Genomic DNA, 14,430 nt, shown 5'->3' with positions numbered 1-14,430 from the left:
CTTCCTAATAATTATTTTACGGCGCCGAATGTAAGGCCTTGGACCAATTGTTTTTGACAGAACCAACCGAAAATGACGATCGGTGCGCAAGCAAGCGTGGAGGCTGCAGACAGCTTCGCCCAGAACAAACCCTCAGGGCTTGAGTAAGAGGCGATCATCGCGGTTAATGGCGCGGCATCGGAGGCGGTTAAGTTGAGAGACCAGAATGCTTCGTTCCAGCAAAGTACGATAGACAAAAGAGCTGTAGACGAGATAGCACCGACGGACAGCGGTAAAACGACTTTGACAACTTCGTCCCAAGGTGTGGCGCCGTCCATGCGGGCTGCTTCTAGAATCTCTTTTGGTAGATCTTTAAAGTAAGAAAACAGCATCCAAACGATAATGGGCAAATTCATCAGGGTGAAAATAATCACCAAAGCTGTTTTAGAGTCCAATAAACCATAGTTTCGGCAAAGGATGTAAATCGGTACCAAAACACCTACGGCTGGAAGCATTTTGGTAGAGAGCATCCAAAGCAGAATGTCTTTGGTGCGTTTACCAGGGAAAAACGCCATGGAGTAAGCCGCTGGGATGGCAATGATCAAAGCGATGATGGTAGAACCAAATGACGTAACGACTGAGTTCCAAGCATGGTGAAGGTAATCACTGCGTTCCTGAACAATTCGGAAGTTATCCAGTGTGGGCTCAAAAAATAGTGATGGTGGCACGGAAATCGCCTGCAATTCGGTTTTGAACGAGGTGATAAACATCCAAAAAATCGGGAAAAATAACACCAATGCGACTGTCCATGCGAACAAGCCAGTCAGAATGGTTTTTAGTTTACGTTGTTGATTAAGTGTCATTGTATTCACCTCACACCGTTAAGTTTTTGCCAACGGCACGAATTAAGAAAATGGCTACAATATTGGCAAGCAATACGGCAAACAAACCACCAGCAGAAGCCACACCAACGTCATATTGAAGAAGCGCTTGGTTATAAATCAAATACGCCAAGTTGGTACTGTCGTAACCTGGGCCGCCACCTGTTGAGACGAAAATCTCAGCAAATACAGCCAACAAAAAGATGGTTTCGATCATTACTACCACAGCAATAGGGCGAGCAAGATGTGGAATAGTTAAGTAGCGAAAGATGTGCCAGCCTGTAGCACCGTCCATTTGAGCGGCTTCTTTCTGCTCAGTATCTTGGGATTGAAGAGCGGTCACAAACACTAAAATAGCAAACGGCAGCCACTGCCAGCTGACCATGATAATGACGGACATCAACGGATAACTAGATAGCCAATCTATTGGCTCGAAGCCGAGTGATTCAGATATCCATGCGAAAATGCCATAGACAGGGTTCATCATCATATTTTTCCAAATCAATGCATTGACTGTTGGCATGATGAAGAAAGGAGATATTAATAAAACGCGGACAATGCCTTGCCCAAAAAATGGTTTATCAATCAAAGCGGACAGCATCACACCTACAACCACCGTGATAATCAAAACGGAGAGTAACAGAATGAGAGTGTTCGATACCGCAGGAATGAAGCCGGGGTCGGTGATAAAAAACTCAAAGTTCATCCAGCCGACAAAGTTGTTTTGACCTGGGTACAATAAGTTGTAGCGAATGGTTGAAAAATAAATGGTCATGGATAATGGGATGATCATCCAAACCAAAAGCATGATGACTGATGGTGCCATTAATAAGCGAGTGATTGAGCGCTTCATGGTGAGTTTCTCTTATTATAAGCAGGGTGCTTGTTCTTAAATAGAACGAATCAAAAGTAAGAAATAGGGCTTTTCAGCCCTATTTCTTTGTCGAGCTTAAAAAAGGTTAGTAATAACCCGCTTGACGCATTTGACGATCTGCAGAGGTATTGGCAGATTTCAAGGCTTGATCGACTGTCATAGAGCCAGATAATGCACCTGAGATCATTTGACCTGCTGTTGTCCCAATTGCTTGGAACTCAGGGATAGCAGCAAACTGCACACCAACATAAGGTGATGGTTTTAATGTACTGTCAGTTGGATCCGCAGAATTAATAGCTTTCAATTCAGCGTCAGCAAAGACAGCAGCTTTTTGGAACTTAGGGTTTTCATATGTGCTGGTTCGCGTACCTGTAGGTACGGCTGCCCAGCCATTCTTTTGACCCACTAGCTGAATGTATTCCTTAGAGGTTGCCCAGCGGACAAACTTCTGTGCTGCTTCAGCATTTTTCGTTGCAGCTGGAATACCAAGTGCCCAAGCCCATAGCCAGTTAGCCCCTTTTTCGGTAACAGAGTAAGGTGATTGTGCAAAACCAACTTTGTCTGCTACTTTACTTTGTTTAGGATCAGTCACGAAAGATGCCGCGATAGTGGCATCAATCCACATGCCGCACTTGCCTTCGTTGAATAATGCTAAGTTTTCATTAAAGCTGTTGCTGCTTGAGCCAGGAGGGCCATATTTTGTTAACAAATCAACGTAGAAGCTAACGGCATCTTTCCATTCGCTAGTTTCTAGCTGAGGCTTCCAGTTTTCGTCAAACCAACGAGCACCAAAAGAGTTTGCCATGGCAGTCATAAAGGCCATGTTGTCACCCCAGCCGGCTTTACCACGTAAGCAAATTCCGTAGATACCTTCATCTGGGTTATTAACGGCAGCAGCGACGTCACGAATATGTTCCCAGCTGTCACGGTCATTGATTTCCATTCCAGCGGCTTTAACAAGGTCTTTACGGTACATAACCATAGAGCTCTCGCCATAGAATGGTGCTGCATACATAGTGCCGTCATAAGATAGGCCGCCACGAATAGATGGCAGAATATCTTTTTCATCGTAGTTTCCGCTTGTGTCTACTGCTTGTAGCCAACCACGCTCGCCCCAGATAGGCGCTTCATACATACCGATTGTCATTACGTCATAGAGTCCACTGCCATTTGCAATGTCTTGAGTAACGTTTTGACGTAGCACACCTTCTTCCAAAGTTACCCATTTTACTTTTATACCTGGGTTGGCTTTTTCAAATTCAGGAGTCAGTTTTTGCATTTCAATCATGTGACCGTTATTTACTGTAGCCACTGTGATTTGTGTTGCAGAGAATGCACTCGCAGCAGTCATCGCTGCTGTGATAGATACCGCATAAGTTAGGGTATTCTTGGTAAGGCGTTTCATAGGTTTCCCCCAGTTTGGAGTTTCTTTGTTTTTATAGTCGTACCTAATTCTTGATAATTGGTTATCAAGTGATTATCAATATAAGTTATATAATAATTGACCTGTTAATACATAATATGCCAATAATTGTACTATTTTGTTTCATTTGGTGTTAATTGGCTGTAATTGAGTCAATATAATACTCTTTTGCGGTTCTTTTTATGGGGCTATCTCTTTGACTAATAAGGTTTTACATGACAAATGTCAGTAATCTATGCCGAGGCGTTTTCGTTTTTTTTACATAAATGGCTATAATGGCGACATTCTAGTTAAGGGGTTATGTCATGAGTGAAACAGTGGAATCATTGAGTTTTAAACGTCTTAAAATGCAGTGTCGTCGAGGCATGTTAGAGCTTGATGTTCTTCTTGAACCTTTTTTATCGGATGTGTATCTGACATTGGAAGAGGAAGATAAACAGAGGTTCACTCGTTTGTTAACCTGTGAGGATCAGGAATTGTTCCCTTGGTTTATGCAAAGTGAAGTGCCAGAAGATGAAGATCATGCCCGCATTGTTAATGTTATTTTGACTCGTGTTCAGCCTGAAAACTACCGAGCTTAAACGCTCTTGGATCGGTTTAAGCTTATGGCTGTTGACGGTCCTGGCTTATATGGCTTTACTGCAAGTTTTTTGGATGCCCGCTTTTTGGCGGGCATTGTTTTATGTCGGTGTTGGACTGTTTTGTATAATATTATTAGTTCGTGCATTTCTTAGAGAGAATCAACTGGTTGGGATTGGTGAGCAGGGTGCATTTTTATTTAAGCGTGGACGTTATGAAAGGCTAATATTTGTGCGCGCTAACAATCTTCAATTGATTGCTAGAGTGGATCCCGATCAGGCATTTCTTGCGAGTATTTGGCCAAGTTACCGAGTTATTTATCGAGACAGTGTTCCGCTGGATGAATACCATACGTTGCTCTCTTTCGCGGCACAGCAAATTTTACTGCGCCGCAGTGAAGAGGCTAAAAAACGTTTTAGTTCTAGAAACTAGACGCTTTTTCTTCATCTGTTTGCTTGGGTGTGAGTATCGTTGGAGAACTGGAGGCGAGTTTTTCTGGGTAATCCAGAGTAAAATGCAAACCTCGGCTTTCTTTGCGCGACATGGCTGAACGTATAATTAAGTCTGCCACGACAGCGAGGTTTCGGAGTTCGAGTAAATCGTTAGAAATCTTATAGTTAGTATAAAACTCTTGAATCTCAGATAACAATAAATCAACACGATGTTTGGCTCTTAATAGGCGTTTATCCGTTCTGACTATGCCAACATAATCCCACATAAAGCGTCGCAATTCTTGCCAGTTATGGGTAATTACCACATCTTCATCTGAGTTTGTGACTTTAGTTTCATCCCAGTCCGGAATGGTTACATCATTTGTTTTTTGCTTGTATTCGGATATATGGTGAGCCGCTGAACGGGCAAATACAATACACTCTAGTAAAGAGTTACTAGCAAGACGGTTTGCGCCATGAAGCCCTGTATAAGCGGTTTCGCCGATAGCGTATAAGTTGTCTATATCGGTTGCACTGTGGCGATTTACCACGACACCACCGCAAGTATAGTGAGCAGCGGGTACGACTGGAATCGGCCCTTTGGTCATGTCATGACCGTATTCCAAGCAGCGTTTATAAATGGTTGGGAAGTGCTCTTTGATAAATTCAGGGTCTTTATGAGATATATCTAGCAAAACATGATGAATACCGAGACGTTTCATTTCATGGTCAATTGCACGAGCAACAATGTCTCGAGGCGCTAGCTCTTTGCGCTTGTCAAACTTCGCCATGAACGAAGAGCCATCTGGAAGCAAGAGTTTACCGCCTTCGCCACGCACAGCTTCAGATATCAAAAAGGTTTTTGCTTTTGAGTCGTAAAGGCATGTTGGATGGAATTGGTTAAACTCCATGTTTGCTACTCGGCAACCTGCACGCCATGCCATGGCAATACCATCGCCAGAAGCAGTGTCAGGGTTGCTGGTGTATAGATAAACTTTGCTACTGCCACCACACGCCAAAGAGATAAACTGGCCGTGGAAGACCTCGATGACATCATCGTCTAGATTTAAAGCGTATACACCTACAGCACGATTAGGGCCGTCAATGCCAAGTTTGTCCGTGGTAATGACATCGATCGCAACACGATCGGGGTAAAAATCGATATTTGGGTGCTTGCTGGCATTTTTAATTAAAGTTTTTGATATAGCCAATCCAGTAGCGTCTGCGCTATGGATAATGCGTCTATGGCTATGACCACCTTCTTTTGTTAGATGATACTCTTCGCTTTCACCGTATCGGGTGAATGGCACGCCTTGATCTATTAGCCAGTCAATACTTTCTTTAGAATGTTCAACGGTAAAGCGAATGGCATCCGGGTCACCAAGCTCAACGCCAGCGTCAATCGTGTCATCAATATGAGAATCTATGGTGTCTTTGTCTGACAATACAGCAGCAACGCCACCTTGTGCATACAATGTAGAGCCTTCACGGATATCGGCCTTGGTCAAAATTGCCACACGATGCTGGTCAGCCAGCTCAAGAGCAAGTGTTAATCCAGCAGCGCCTGCGCCAATAATGACGATGTCGTATTTGTAATGTCGGCTCATTGTATTGATCTAATTATGACTAAAAAATTAATGTTACTATTGTTGTTACTGAATAGTGAATACTTTCTGAGATCACATTTTGAATATTCATCATACTTTGTCGTTTTGAGTTCGTTTTCTCTCGTCTAAACAGGTTGTTTAGACTATCAAGCGGGAACTCAAAGGGATGCGCGTTGTCTTCTCTTTAAGTAGCAAAGGCGCAGACGAACAGGTTTTTTTACATGAGGTGCCTATGCAGCACGAAACGTCTTCAGATCAGGCGTTAGTTGAAAAAGTACAGCAGGGCGACAAGCGGGCTTTCGATCTACTTGTAGTCAAATATCAATATAAGGTGATTGGCTTAATTGGACGTTATGTACAAGACAGAAGTGAAGTATTAGACGTAGCTCAAGATAGCTTTATAAAGGCGTATCGAGCGATTGGAAGTTTTCGTGGGGAAAGTGCTTTTTATACTTGGTTGTATCGTATTGCTGTCAATACAGCAAAAAACTACCTAGTCAGCCGTTCTCGTCGTCCGCCTGAATCTGATGTTGAGCTGGATAATGAAGAAGTATTCAGCGTCTATGAGTCCTTAGCGGATATAGACACACCTGAAGCTAAATTAAACAGTGATCGCCTTGAAAAAGCGATTCATTATGCCATTCAACAATTGCCAGAAGAGTTGCGCAGTGCATTAACACTACGAGAGTTTGATGGCCTGAGTTATGAAGATATTTCGTTGATTATGGACTGTCCTGTGGGGACGGTTCGCTCACGTATTTTTCGTGCTCGAGAGGCGGTAGAAAAACACATACGTCCCTTGACGGGGTCAGGAGAGTAAAGATGAAAGCTTTAAATGATGATTTATCAGAAAATCATAGCTCCCGAGAGAAAGGTAACTCCCTAGATGTGAATGGTTACCCTGACGTGCTCCCAAGCCTGTCCGCTATGTTCGATGGCGAGGCAACAGAGCAGGATTTAGAGTGTTTATTAAACGCAGACAGTAACGATATAAGCCGACAGTTAGAAAACTTTCACTTGATTCAACAAACACTTCATAAAGAGTCATCCGTAGCCGTTGGACTTGAAGGGGGTTTGTTGTCTCGTATTCGAGCTGAATTGGATGTCGACGCCTCTTTTTCAGATGTGCAAGACAATTCAGAGGAAAGCAACCTGCTACCTTTTGTGTTACCTACAGAAAGTAAGCACGCTTCTCGACCAGCTTGGCGCATGGCACTGTCTAGTGTAGCAATTGCAGCCAGCGTAACGTTTGTCGTTATCTTTGCTGGAAATGAAATGTTAACAACAGAATCGCAAGCGCCAAATTTAACAGCGGATGTTCGTTCGTCTTTGCCTGATATGGTAGTGACGCCTTTAGCAGAATTAGACGGCGAAGCATTGCAGTTCGATAATGTGAAGTTACAGCATTACCTTAGACAGCATGCTGAGCAAGCGACAATGACAGTAGGTCAAGGCATGATTCCTATGGCCCGTGTCGTTAGTTACCCGATAAAAGAGTAATTTATGAAATTGATTTCGCCATTTCACATTTTTTTCACGGTACTGTGTCTTATTATCTCAGGAACGAGCTTGGCAGGTAATAAATCGCCAGATGCTCTGCATTTGTTAAGAAGTATGACTCAGTCATTTTCGACACTTAGTTATGATGGCGTTTTTGTGCATTCTGAAGCTATGAATATGAACAGTATGCGTGTTCGCCATGGTCTGATGAATGGCGTTGAATATGAAAGTTTAGTGGATTTAGATGGTGACAAAATCGAAGTTTTACGCATTGATGACAAAATAATTTCTGTCTACCCTAATGCAATGGTTGCCAATACGCGTGCTCCACTGATACCGCCTTTTAGACGCTTTAAAGACGTTGAAAGTGATCGACTTATTAAAGGCTACGAAATGGTGATTAGTGACAATATAAGCCGGATTGCTGGCCGTAAAGTGGTCGCTGTAAAGCTTGTACCGAAGGATCAATATCGCTACGGACATCAGTTTTGGCTAGATGAAGAAAACCACTTTCTTTTAAAGCATGACATGATGAAAAAAGACGGTAAGTTATTAGAAAGAATCCAATTTACTTCTGTTAACTTTGCGCCAGACTTGAAAGATAAAGACTTTGTCCCCAAAGAGGGTAGTTACGCAGAGTCTGTTGTTGATACACCGCCAAGACGAGTTAAAAACCTTTGGCAATTCGATTGGCTGCCTAAGGGATTTTCCTTAGTTTGGCCTGAAGCGCGTTCTTTGAATCATGGTACTAGTATGCTGCTGCTATCAGATGGCATGACAACGGTCTCCGTGTTTATTGAGCCAACAATGAAACCCAAATCCATGTCGATTTTGAATATGGGGGCGACCATTGCAGGTGAGCGTAGTATCAAGGTAAAAGATCAATTGTATTTGTTAACTATGGTGGGCGAAGTACCAGAGCCTACAATTGAAAAACTGATGACCGTATTTATGCCAAGGCCAGAGCATGATTGAAGAATCTGGAAAAGTGTTATCTATAGAAGAGGGGTTTGCTGATGTCGAAACGATTCGAACAAGCACTTGTACTTCTTGTCGTGCGCGTCACGGCTGTGGTCATCATGCGATTGCGCAAGTTTCTTCATCCAATAGAATGCGCATGAAAGCAATTGACTCTTTTAATGTGAAAGTGGGTCAAAGTGTTGTAGTTGGTATTCCAGAAGATACATTGCTACAAGCATCTGTTTGGATGTATCTGATTCCTTTGCTTGGCTTAGTCGGTGGCGCTGTTCTGCCATCCTTATGGAATGGCGAGTCTGGGATTGCGGTTATTTTCTCTATTATTGGTTTCGCGGGTGGTTTATTGCTAGCGCGTAACAAGTCGAAAAAAGAAATGCATAACTTGGATTATTATCCAAAAATCTTACGAATTGAGGCACTTAATGACGGTCATATCCCTTTGGTTGTGACGCCATAGATGTCTAATGATCTTCACCTGGCACTGTAATGAATTTGGTACGTCTTAAGGAGACCAATCAATGAACAGATTGCTCAAACACGTAAGCATGATCGTAGTCAGCACTTTTTTGATGACTTCAATGCTTTCTCATGCTGCTTCTCTGCCTGACTTCACCGAGTTAGTTGAAGAAGCGTCCCCCGCTGTCGTGAATATCAGTACTGAACAGGCTGTTACCACAAAAACGGCTAACGAAAGTGGTCAGCAATTAGGGCCAAATAGTGAAGAGCTTAACGAGTTCTTTAAGCACTTCTTTGGTCAGCAGCCTTTCGGACAGCAAGCGCCACCACAACAAGGGCAGCGCAGTTCTTTAGGTTCTGGTTTTATTGTTTCACATGATGGTTACGTCTTGACCAATAACCACGTTATTGATGGTGCAGATGTTATTCATGTGCGTCTAAACGATCGTCGTGAATATGTTGCTAAGTTAGTTGGAACCGATCCACGTACCGATTTAGCCTTACTGAAAATCGATGCCGATGATTTACCTATTGTAAAAATGGGCGACTCAGACAAGCTTAAACCAGGTCAGTGGGTATTAGCGATTGGCTCACCATTTGGTTTTGACTACACGGTTACTGCCGGTATTGTCAGTGCAACAGGGCGAAATTTACCCTCTGATAACTATGTGCCTTTTATTCAAACAGATGTGGCGATTAACCCAGGTAACTCGGGTGGCCCTTTGTTTAACTTAGATGGTGAAGTTGTTGGTATAAATTCGCAAATCTATACTCGTTCTGGTGGCTTTATGGGCGTGTCATTTGCGATTCCTTCTAAAGTTGCCATGTCTGTGGTTGATCAGCTGAAGAGCGATGGTAAGGTTTCTCGCGCTTGGCTGGGCGTACTGATTCAGGATGTAAATAATGAACTGGCTGAATCATTTGGTTTAGACAGATCAAACGGTGCTTTAATCAGTCGCGTATTACCTGATTCACCAGCAGAGAAATCAGGCTTAAGATCAGGCGATATTATCTTGAAATTTAATGGTGAATCTATCGCGCATTCTGGTGAGCTGCCTTATATTGTAGGGCAAATGAAGGCGGGTGAAAAAGTTGATGCCAGAGTATATCGAGATGGTAAAGAACAAACTATCTCGGTGACGCTTGAAGCACGCCCTAATGACCCTAAAGTCATTGCGCAATCGCAACAAGATCAAAACCGTCTAGGTATGATTGTTGGAGAAGTGCCAGCAGACATGGCTAAGAAATTTGAAATTGAAGGTGGCGTTGTCATTGAGCAAGTGCTTGGTGGTACAGCGGCACGCAATGGACTTCAACCAGGTGATGTGATCACCATGCTGAATGGAAAGCGCATTGAGAATGTGGCGAATTTTACTGGTATTGCTAAAGATATTCCCAATGGGCGTTCAGTGCCAATGCGAGTTATCAGGCAGGGTTACCCAATGTTTATTCCGTTCAAAATCATGGAATAGCGTAATTAGATAGAAAAAGCGGCCATGGAGCCGCTTTTTTTTATGCCTAAAACTTGTTAATAAAGGTTAGACGTGTAACTATTTTTATAAGCAAAATGACTTACTTAGAATAAGTCTGATTTAAGTGGCGTATTGTTTTGGAGGTTAGGTTGTGGAGCAAGTTGTAGAGAAAGGGATCTGCTTTCGTTTGGGTGATGAGCGGTACATTCATTCTCTTTCTAACGTAAAAGAAGTTCTGAGTTACCAGTCTCCAGCACCTGTGCCCGGTGCAAACGAAGGCGTAGAGGGAATGATTGACGTACGTGGGAATATGGTCACTGTTTTGTATGGTACGCACCTGTTGAAATTAGACCCTAATGAATGTGAGGAGGAAGGTCATATTATTGTATTGGATTTTCCTACTGGTCATTTTGGCGTTCGGGTTGAGGAAGTCGAACAGGTGATGGATATACCACAAAATGTGGATACAAATGGCCTTGAGTACCGAGACCATCACTGTATTCAAGGTACAGTGCAGCTAAATAAAGAACTTTATATTCTCGTGGAGTTTAGTGACTACTGTAAAGCACTGGACTGAATAAGAATCAATGACGACCTAGAGATAAGCTCTCTGGGTCGTTTATGACTTTGTACTTGTAAATTTTTAGGTATTACAATTTTTTAGCGAAGATTTTGGAGTTACGTTGATAGTTATACAGCGCTTGTTTTTGCGTTGGTAAACTTGCCAATGTTGTTTCGCTAAAGCCTCGTTCGATAAACCAATGGGCTGTTCGAGTGGTAAGTAAAAAAAGCATTGAGAGATTAAGCCGCTTAGCAGCTTGTTCTATGCCTTTTAGTAAGCGTTCACCACGGTTAGATCCCCTATAGTCTGGGGATACGGCCAAACAAGCTAACTCACCAGAATATTCTTGTTCAAAAGGATACAAAGCTGCACAAGCGACAATCGCACCGTCTCGTTCGATGACAATAAAGCGGTCTATTTCATTTTCTAACAGCTCGCGTGATCGTCTAACCAAGATGCCTTTTTCTTCTAACGGGGATAGCAATGCCATCATGCCGCCAACATCATCAATATGTGCTGGGCGCAGTTGTTCATAACTGTCTTCGTCGATCATGGTGCCTGAGCCTTCACGAGTGAAGAGTTCTTGCAGCAAACCACCATTTTCATTGTACGAAATCAAATGCGCTCTCGGCACGCCTTTGCGGACCGCCTGCACGCAGGCATCTAACGCTGCGTGGGTAATGCTAGAGAGCGACTTTTCTTTCAGAATGGCTTCTGCGTCCTTTGTCAAAAGCTCAGAGTAAAGCTCACCATCACTTTTAAAGACGCCTTCTTCTTCAGCGTAAATAATAAGCTTGTCAGCCTTTAGTTGGGTGGCTGCTTGAATAGCGACGTCTTCACTTTTTAGGTTAAATACTTCACCAGTTGGTGAAAAGCCAAGGTGTGGAAGTAGCACCATGTTATCGTCTTCAAGCAAGCGAAAAATGGCTTCTGTATCAATACGGCGAACTTCACCTGTATGGCCGTAATCAATGCCATCAACGACACCCAAAGGCCTGGCGATAACATAATTACCACTACAAACTTTTAGTCTTGCGCCATCCATTGGTGTATTTGAAAGGCCCATAGACAATTGAGCTTCCAGCTGAACGCGCACCGCCGCAGAGGCTTGAATAATATCTAATAATTGGTCTTGCGGTGTCACTCGGTAATCGTCTTCTACATGGCTAACTAAACGACGATTGGCTAAAACTCGGCTAATTTGTGGGCGTGCACCTTGTACTAACACAAGGCGGATTCCTAATGAATCCAGCAAAGCAAGGTCATGAATAATGCTTGAAAAGTGAGCACACTCAACCGCCTCACCTGGGATCAGTATGACGAAGGTTTTTCCCCTATGGGCATTAATATAGGGGGAAGAATGGCGGAACCAGTCCACATAGTTGAATTCTTCAGGCACGCTATTCCTCATTTTGTTGCTCGTTTAATTGAAGGCAGAAACGCTCGATAAGACCGCGAATTACCTCTTGCATAGGTTGAATTTGATCCAGTGCCATAAATTCATTTGGCTGGTGAGCCTGATCAATTGAGCCCGGCCCTAAAATCAACGTTTCCATTCCCATTTGATTTAGGAAGGAGCCTTCGGTTGCAAACGCCACTGTACTTGCTTGGCGTTTAGTTAAGACTTCACAAGCTTTTATGATATCCGATTCGACCGATGTATAAAAAGACGGAACATCAGGAAATAAGCTATTTAACTGTATTATTGTGCCTGTTTGTTCTTCGATACGAGGAAGTATGGCAGCAATTTCTGCCATGAGTGCTTGATTACTCATTCCTGGAAGGGCTCGTAGATCAAACTCAAGCTCACAACGTCCACAAATTCGATTCGGATTATCGCCGCCATGAATGCAGCCAAAATTCATTGTTGGGTAGTCGATAACAAAACTGGTATCACGGTAGTTTGCTTTTAATTGCTGACGAAATAACATTAATTCTGACATGACATCGTGCATGGCATCCAGCGCGTTGTTCCCCAGTGATGGATTAGAGGAGTGACCAGACTGTCCTGTGACTTGGATTCGCTCCATCATAATGCCTTTGTGGGCATAAATAGGAGTTAATGATGTGGGTTCACCTATTAGTGCATAGCGAGCCTTTAATGTGCCTTGATCTACAAGTGCTCTAGCGCCTGACATAGAGCTCTCTTCGTCAGCTGTTGCCAGGATAATCAGTGGCTGCTTTAAATTGGATAGCTGCATTTGTCGAACAGTATCAATCACAATGGCAAAGAAGCCTTTCATGTCGCAGCTGCCAAGACCGTAAAGTTTTTTCTCTCTCTCTTCCAGCTTGAACGGGTCTGATTTCCAGCGGCCTTTATCGTAAGGGACGGTATCTGTGTGACCGGATAATACTAAACCACCATCTCCACTGCCAAGCGTCGCAATCAAATTGAATTTATTGGGATTGTCTGGCAAAGGCATCACTTCGCATTGAAAGCCTTGGGAATTGAGCCAACTTTCAAGCAATTGAATAACGCCTTTGTTTGACTGATCCCAATCAGCTTGACTACAACTGATAGAAGGCGATGCAATAAGCTGAGACATCATACTAATGAGCGAAGGCAATGCGGGCATAGAAAGTGTTCCTTGAATCCGAGTTATTAGCGAATATTACTACTGTACGCTAGGCATCTGGTACACTTGCTCGCACATTATTTTTTCTTTGCTGTTTGCTCAACAGCAAAGGTTTTAGAGGTTCGTATATTATGGCTACCGAGCTAGAGCTAAAGTTAATGCTTCAGTCAGACTATCTCAAGTGCGCAAGTGATTTTCTTGATGAAATTTGTGCGCTTTCTGATACCGATGATCAATCTCGTCAGCCAACCTTGGCTTTGATGAACGCCTATTTTGATACTGAAGACGCCAGTCTCATGAAAGGGGGAGTGGCAATACGTATCCGAGCGGTGAACAATACCTTTATTCAAACGGTAAAAACTCGTGGTAGTAATCGTATTGGCATGCACGCCCGAGGAGAGTGGGAGTGGTTTTTACCTAATGACCAATTAGATTTATCGCTATTGAGTGAAGTGCCTCTGCCAGAAAGCCTACAGGATATGTCTTGGGCTGGTGAACTGATAGAAGTATATCGTACGGACTTTGAGCGACAAGTTTGGAATATTCAATCCCAAGAAACCAAGATGGAAGTGGTTTGTGATCAAGGGTTGGTTACCTCACCCTATGGTGAAGACGCTATTTGCGAGTTGGAGTTGGAGTTGAAGCAAGGTAACGAATCTGGTTTATATCAATTTGCGCTGCAGTTGGCTGAACAGGTTCCAGTGCAAGTGAGCATTGTCTCTAAGGCTCAAAAAGGCGTACGTTTGAAATATGGGCAGATAGAGTTCCCTGATAAACCACTTGCGACGTCAAGCTCTATTGAGCTGGCGGCGTATTGGTATGAAGTATGGTTAGTGTATTGGGAGGCAATGTATTTCATGGAGGATGAAGCGCTTTTGCAACCATTCCGTCACTCTATGGCGCAGTTGAAAAACTGCTTACCAGACACATTAGCGCAGCAATTAACCGCGTTAGATAATGAGTTAATGCCTTATTTAGCAGACGAATCTGTTGTGTTAAAACAGTTAGCTGGCATGACAAACATTGGCGTCAATATGTTACTTGTCGGGCAATGGTTAAACAGCCAAGCTTAATGGTCTATGTTGTAACGAAAAAATAAAAAGAAAATGTTG

The 14,430-nt window shown here is 43.1% G+C and carries 15 protein-coding genes; 9 read left to right on the top strand and 6 right to left on the bottom strand.

Annotated elements, in window-relative coordinates:
• Positions 1 to 11: 11 nt before the first annotated feature.
• The 3 genes from JSY38_RS05470 to JSY38_RS05460 all read right to left on the bottom strand — a co-directional run bounded on the left by JSY38_RS05470 (position 12) and on the right by JSY38_RS05460 (position 3,139).
• A complete protein-coding gene (locus JSY38_RS05470; RefSeq protein WP_114410635.1) occupies positions 12 to 842 on the bottom strand; it encodes a carbohydrate ABC transporter permease in 831 nt (276 codons plus the stop codon).
• A gap of 10 nt (positions 843 to 852) precedes the next feature.
• On the bottom strand, positions 853 to 1,713 hold the full coding sequence (locus JSY38_RS05465) for a carbohydrate ABC transporter permease (protein ID WP_114410636.1): 861 nt from the start codon (positions 1,711 to 1,713) through the stop codon (positions 853 to 855).
• Positions 1,714 to 1,819: 106 nt separating this feature from the next.
• Positions 1,820 to 3,139, bottom strand: a complete 1,320-nt coding sequence (locus JSY38_RS05460) for an ABC transporter substrate-binding protein (protein ID WP_205115727.1) — start codon at positions 3,137 to 3,139, stop codon at positions 1,820 to 1,822.
• 323 nt (positions 3,140 to 3,462) lie between these two features.
• Between JSY38_RS05460 and JSY38_RS05455 the strand changes: the two genes are divergently transcribed.
• A complete protein-coding gene (locus tag JSY38_RS05455; RefSeq protein ID WP_114410638.1) occupies positions 3,463 to 3,738 on the top strand; it encodes an FAD assembly factor SdhE in 276 nt (91 codons plus the stop codon).
• 49 nt (positions 3,739 to 3,787) lie between these two features.
• Positions 3,788 to 4,168: a hypothetical protein gene (locus JSY38_RS05450; RefSeq protein WP_205115725.1), complete on the top strand. Its 381-nt coding sequence runs from the start codon at positions 3,788 to 3,790 to the stop codon at positions 4,166 to 4,168.
• Here the strand turns inward: JSY38_RS05450 and nadB are convergent.
• A complete protein-coding gene (gene nadB, locus JSY38_RS05445; RefSeq protein WP_205115724.1) occupies positions 4,158 to 5,774 on the bottom strand; it encodes an L-aspartate oxidase in 1,617 nt (538 codons plus the stop codon). The two genes, JSY38_RS05450 and nadB, sit on opposite strands and share 11 nt — an antisense overlap.
• Positions 5,775 to 6,006: 232 nt before the next feature.
• Between nadB and rpoE the strand changes: the two genes are divergently transcribed.
• The 6 genes from rpoE to JSY38_RS05415 all read left to right on the top strand — a co-directional run bounded on the left by rpoE (position 6,007) and on the right by JSY38_RS05415 (position 10,757).
• The gene (rpoE, locus tag JSY38_RS05440; RefSeq protein WP_205115722.1) at positions 6,007 to 6,594 is read left to right on the top strand and encodes an RNA polymerase sigma factor RpoE; all 588 of its coding nucleotides are present in this window, start codon (positions 6,007 to 6,009) and stop codon (positions 6,592 to 6,594) included.
• A 2-nt stretch (positions 6,595 to 6,596) separates the two neighbouring features.
• Positions 6,597 to 7,274, top strand: coding sequence for a sigma-E factor negative regulatory protein (locus JSY38_RS05435; RefSeq protein WP_239544369.1), 678 nt, complete (start codon positions 6,597 to 6,599; stop codon positions 7,272 to 7,274).
• 3 nt (positions 7,275 to 7,277) lie between these two features.
• A complete protein-coding gene (locus JSY38_RS05430; RefSeq protein ID WP_205115720.1) occupies positions 7,278 to 8,249 on the top strand; it encodes a MucB/RseB C-terminal domain-containing protein in 972 nt (323 codons plus the stop codon).
• Positions 8,242 to 8,709, top strand: coding sequence for a SoxR reducing system RseC family protein (locus tag JSY38_RS05425; protein ID WP_114410643.1), 468 nt, complete (start codon positions 8,242 to 8,244; stop codon positions 8,707 to 8,709). The genes JSY38_RS05430 and JSY38_RS05425 overlap by 8 nt, the downstream gene beginning before the upstream one ends.
• A gap of 61 nt (positions 8,710 to 8,770) precedes the next feature.
• Positions 8,771 to 10,180, top strand: coding sequence for a DegQ family serine endoprotease (locus JSY38_RS05420; protein ID WP_205115717.1), 1,410 nt, complete (start codon positions 8,771 to 8,773; stop codon positions 10,178 to 10,180).
• A gap of 151 nt (positions 10,181 to 10,331) precedes the next feature.
• Positions 10,332 to 10,757 (top strand): chemotaxis protein CheW, encoded by a 426-nt coding sequence (locus tag JSY38_RS05415; protein WP_205115715.1) that lies wholly within the window; start codon positions 10,332 to 10,334, stop codon positions 10,755 to 10,757.
• A 73-nt stretch (positions 10,758 to 10,830) separates the two neighbouring features.
• On the opposite strand, the gene argA is transcribed toward JSY38_RS05415, so the two are convergent.
• Together argA and argE are read right to left on the bottom strand one after the other, a co-directional pair.
• A complete protein-coding gene (gene argA / locus JSY38_RS05410; RefSeq protein WP_114410646.1) occupies positions 10,831 to 12,153 on the bottom strand; it encodes an amino-acid N-acetyltransferase in 1,323 nt (440 codons plus the stop codon).
• Positions 12,143 to 13,318, bottom strand: coding sequence for an acetylornithine deacetylase (argE, locus tag JSY38_RS05405; RefSeq protein ID WP_205115711.1), 1,176 nt, complete (start codon positions 13,316 to 13,318; stop codon positions 12,143 to 12,145). Before argE ends, argA begins: the two co-directional genes overlap by 11 nt.
• Positions 13,319 to 13,449: 131 nt before the next feature.
• Here argE and JSY38_RS05400 point away from each other — a divergent pair, with 131 nt between their 5' ends.
• Complete coding sequence (locus tag JSY38_RS05400; protein WP_205115710.1) at positions 13,450 to 14,391, top strand: CYTH domain-containing protein; 942 nt, start codon at positions 13,450 to 13,452, stop codon at positions 14,389 to 14,391.
• Positions 14,392 to 14,430: the final 39 nt, after the last annotated feature.

This window comes from Marinomonas foliarum (genome assembly GCF_016906065.1).
Lineage (GTDB): Bacteria > Pseudomonadota > Gammaproteobacteria > Pseudomonadales > Marinomonadaceae > Marinomonas > Marinomonas foliarum.
This window is presented reverse-complemented; position numbering and strand designations above follow the sequence as displayed.

What these genes read in the sequence shown, in the direction of transcription:
- JSY38_RS05420 (WP_205115717.1), top strand. Translation starts at nt 8,771, where the DNA reads ATGAACAGATTGCTCAAACACGTAAGCATGATCGTAGTCAGCACTTTT.
- JSY38_RS05450 (WP_205115725.1), top strand. Translation starts at nt 3,788, where the DNA reads ATGGCTTTACTGCAAGTTTTTTGGATGCCCGCTTTTTGGCGGGCATTG.
- JSY38_RS05470 (WP_114410635.1), bottom strand. Translation starts at nt 842, where the DNA reads ATGACACTTAATCAACAACGTAAACTAAAAACCATTCTGACTGGCTTG.
- rpoE (WP_205115722.1), top strand. Translation starts at nt 6,007, where the DNA reads ATGCAGCACGAAACGTCTTCAGATCAGGCGTTAGTTGAAAAAGTACAG.
- argA (WP_114410646.1), bottom strand. Translation starts at nt 12,153, where the DNA reads ATGAGGAATAGCGTGCCTGAAGAATTCAACTATGTGGACTGGTTCCGC.
- JSY38_RS05400 (WP_205115710.1), top strand. Translation starts at nt 13,450, where the DNA reads ATGGCTACCGAGCTAGAGCTAAAGTTAATGCTTCAGTCAGACTATCTC.
- JSY38_RS05435 (WP_239544369.1), top strand. Translation starts at nt 6,597, where the DNA reads ATGAAAGCTTTAAATGATGATTTATCAGAAAATCATAGCTCCCGAGAG.
- JSY38_RS05425 (WP_114410643.1), top strand. Translation starts at nt 8,242, where the DNA reads ATGATTGAAGAATCTGGAAAAGTGTTATCTATAGAAGAGGGGTTTGCT.
- JSY38_RS05460 (WP_205115727.1), bottom strand. Translation starts at nt 3,139, where the DNA reads ATGAAACGCCTTACCAAGAATACCCTAACTTATGCGGTATCTATCACA.
- argE (WP_205115711.1), bottom strand. Translation starts at nt 13,318, where the DNA reads ATGCCCGCATTGCCTTCGCTCATTAGTATGATGTCTCAGCTTATTGCA.
- nadB (WP_205115724.1), bottom strand. Translation starts at nt 5,774, where the DNA reads ATGAGCCGACATTACAAATACGACATCGTCATTATTGGCGCAGGCGCT.
- JSY38_RS05430 (WP_205115720.1), top strand. Translation starts at nt 7,278, where the DNA reads ATGAAATTGATTTCGCCATTTCACATTTTTTTCACGGTACTGTGTCTT.
- JSY38_RS05465 (WP_114410636.1), bottom strand. Translation starts at nt 1,713, where the DNA reads ATGAAGCGCTCAATCACTCGCTTATTAATGGCACCATCAGTCATCATG.
- JSY38_RS05455 (WP_114410638.1), top strand. Translation starts at nt 3,463, where the DNA reads ATGAGTGAAACAGTGGAATCATTGAGTTTTAAACGTCTTAAAATGCAG.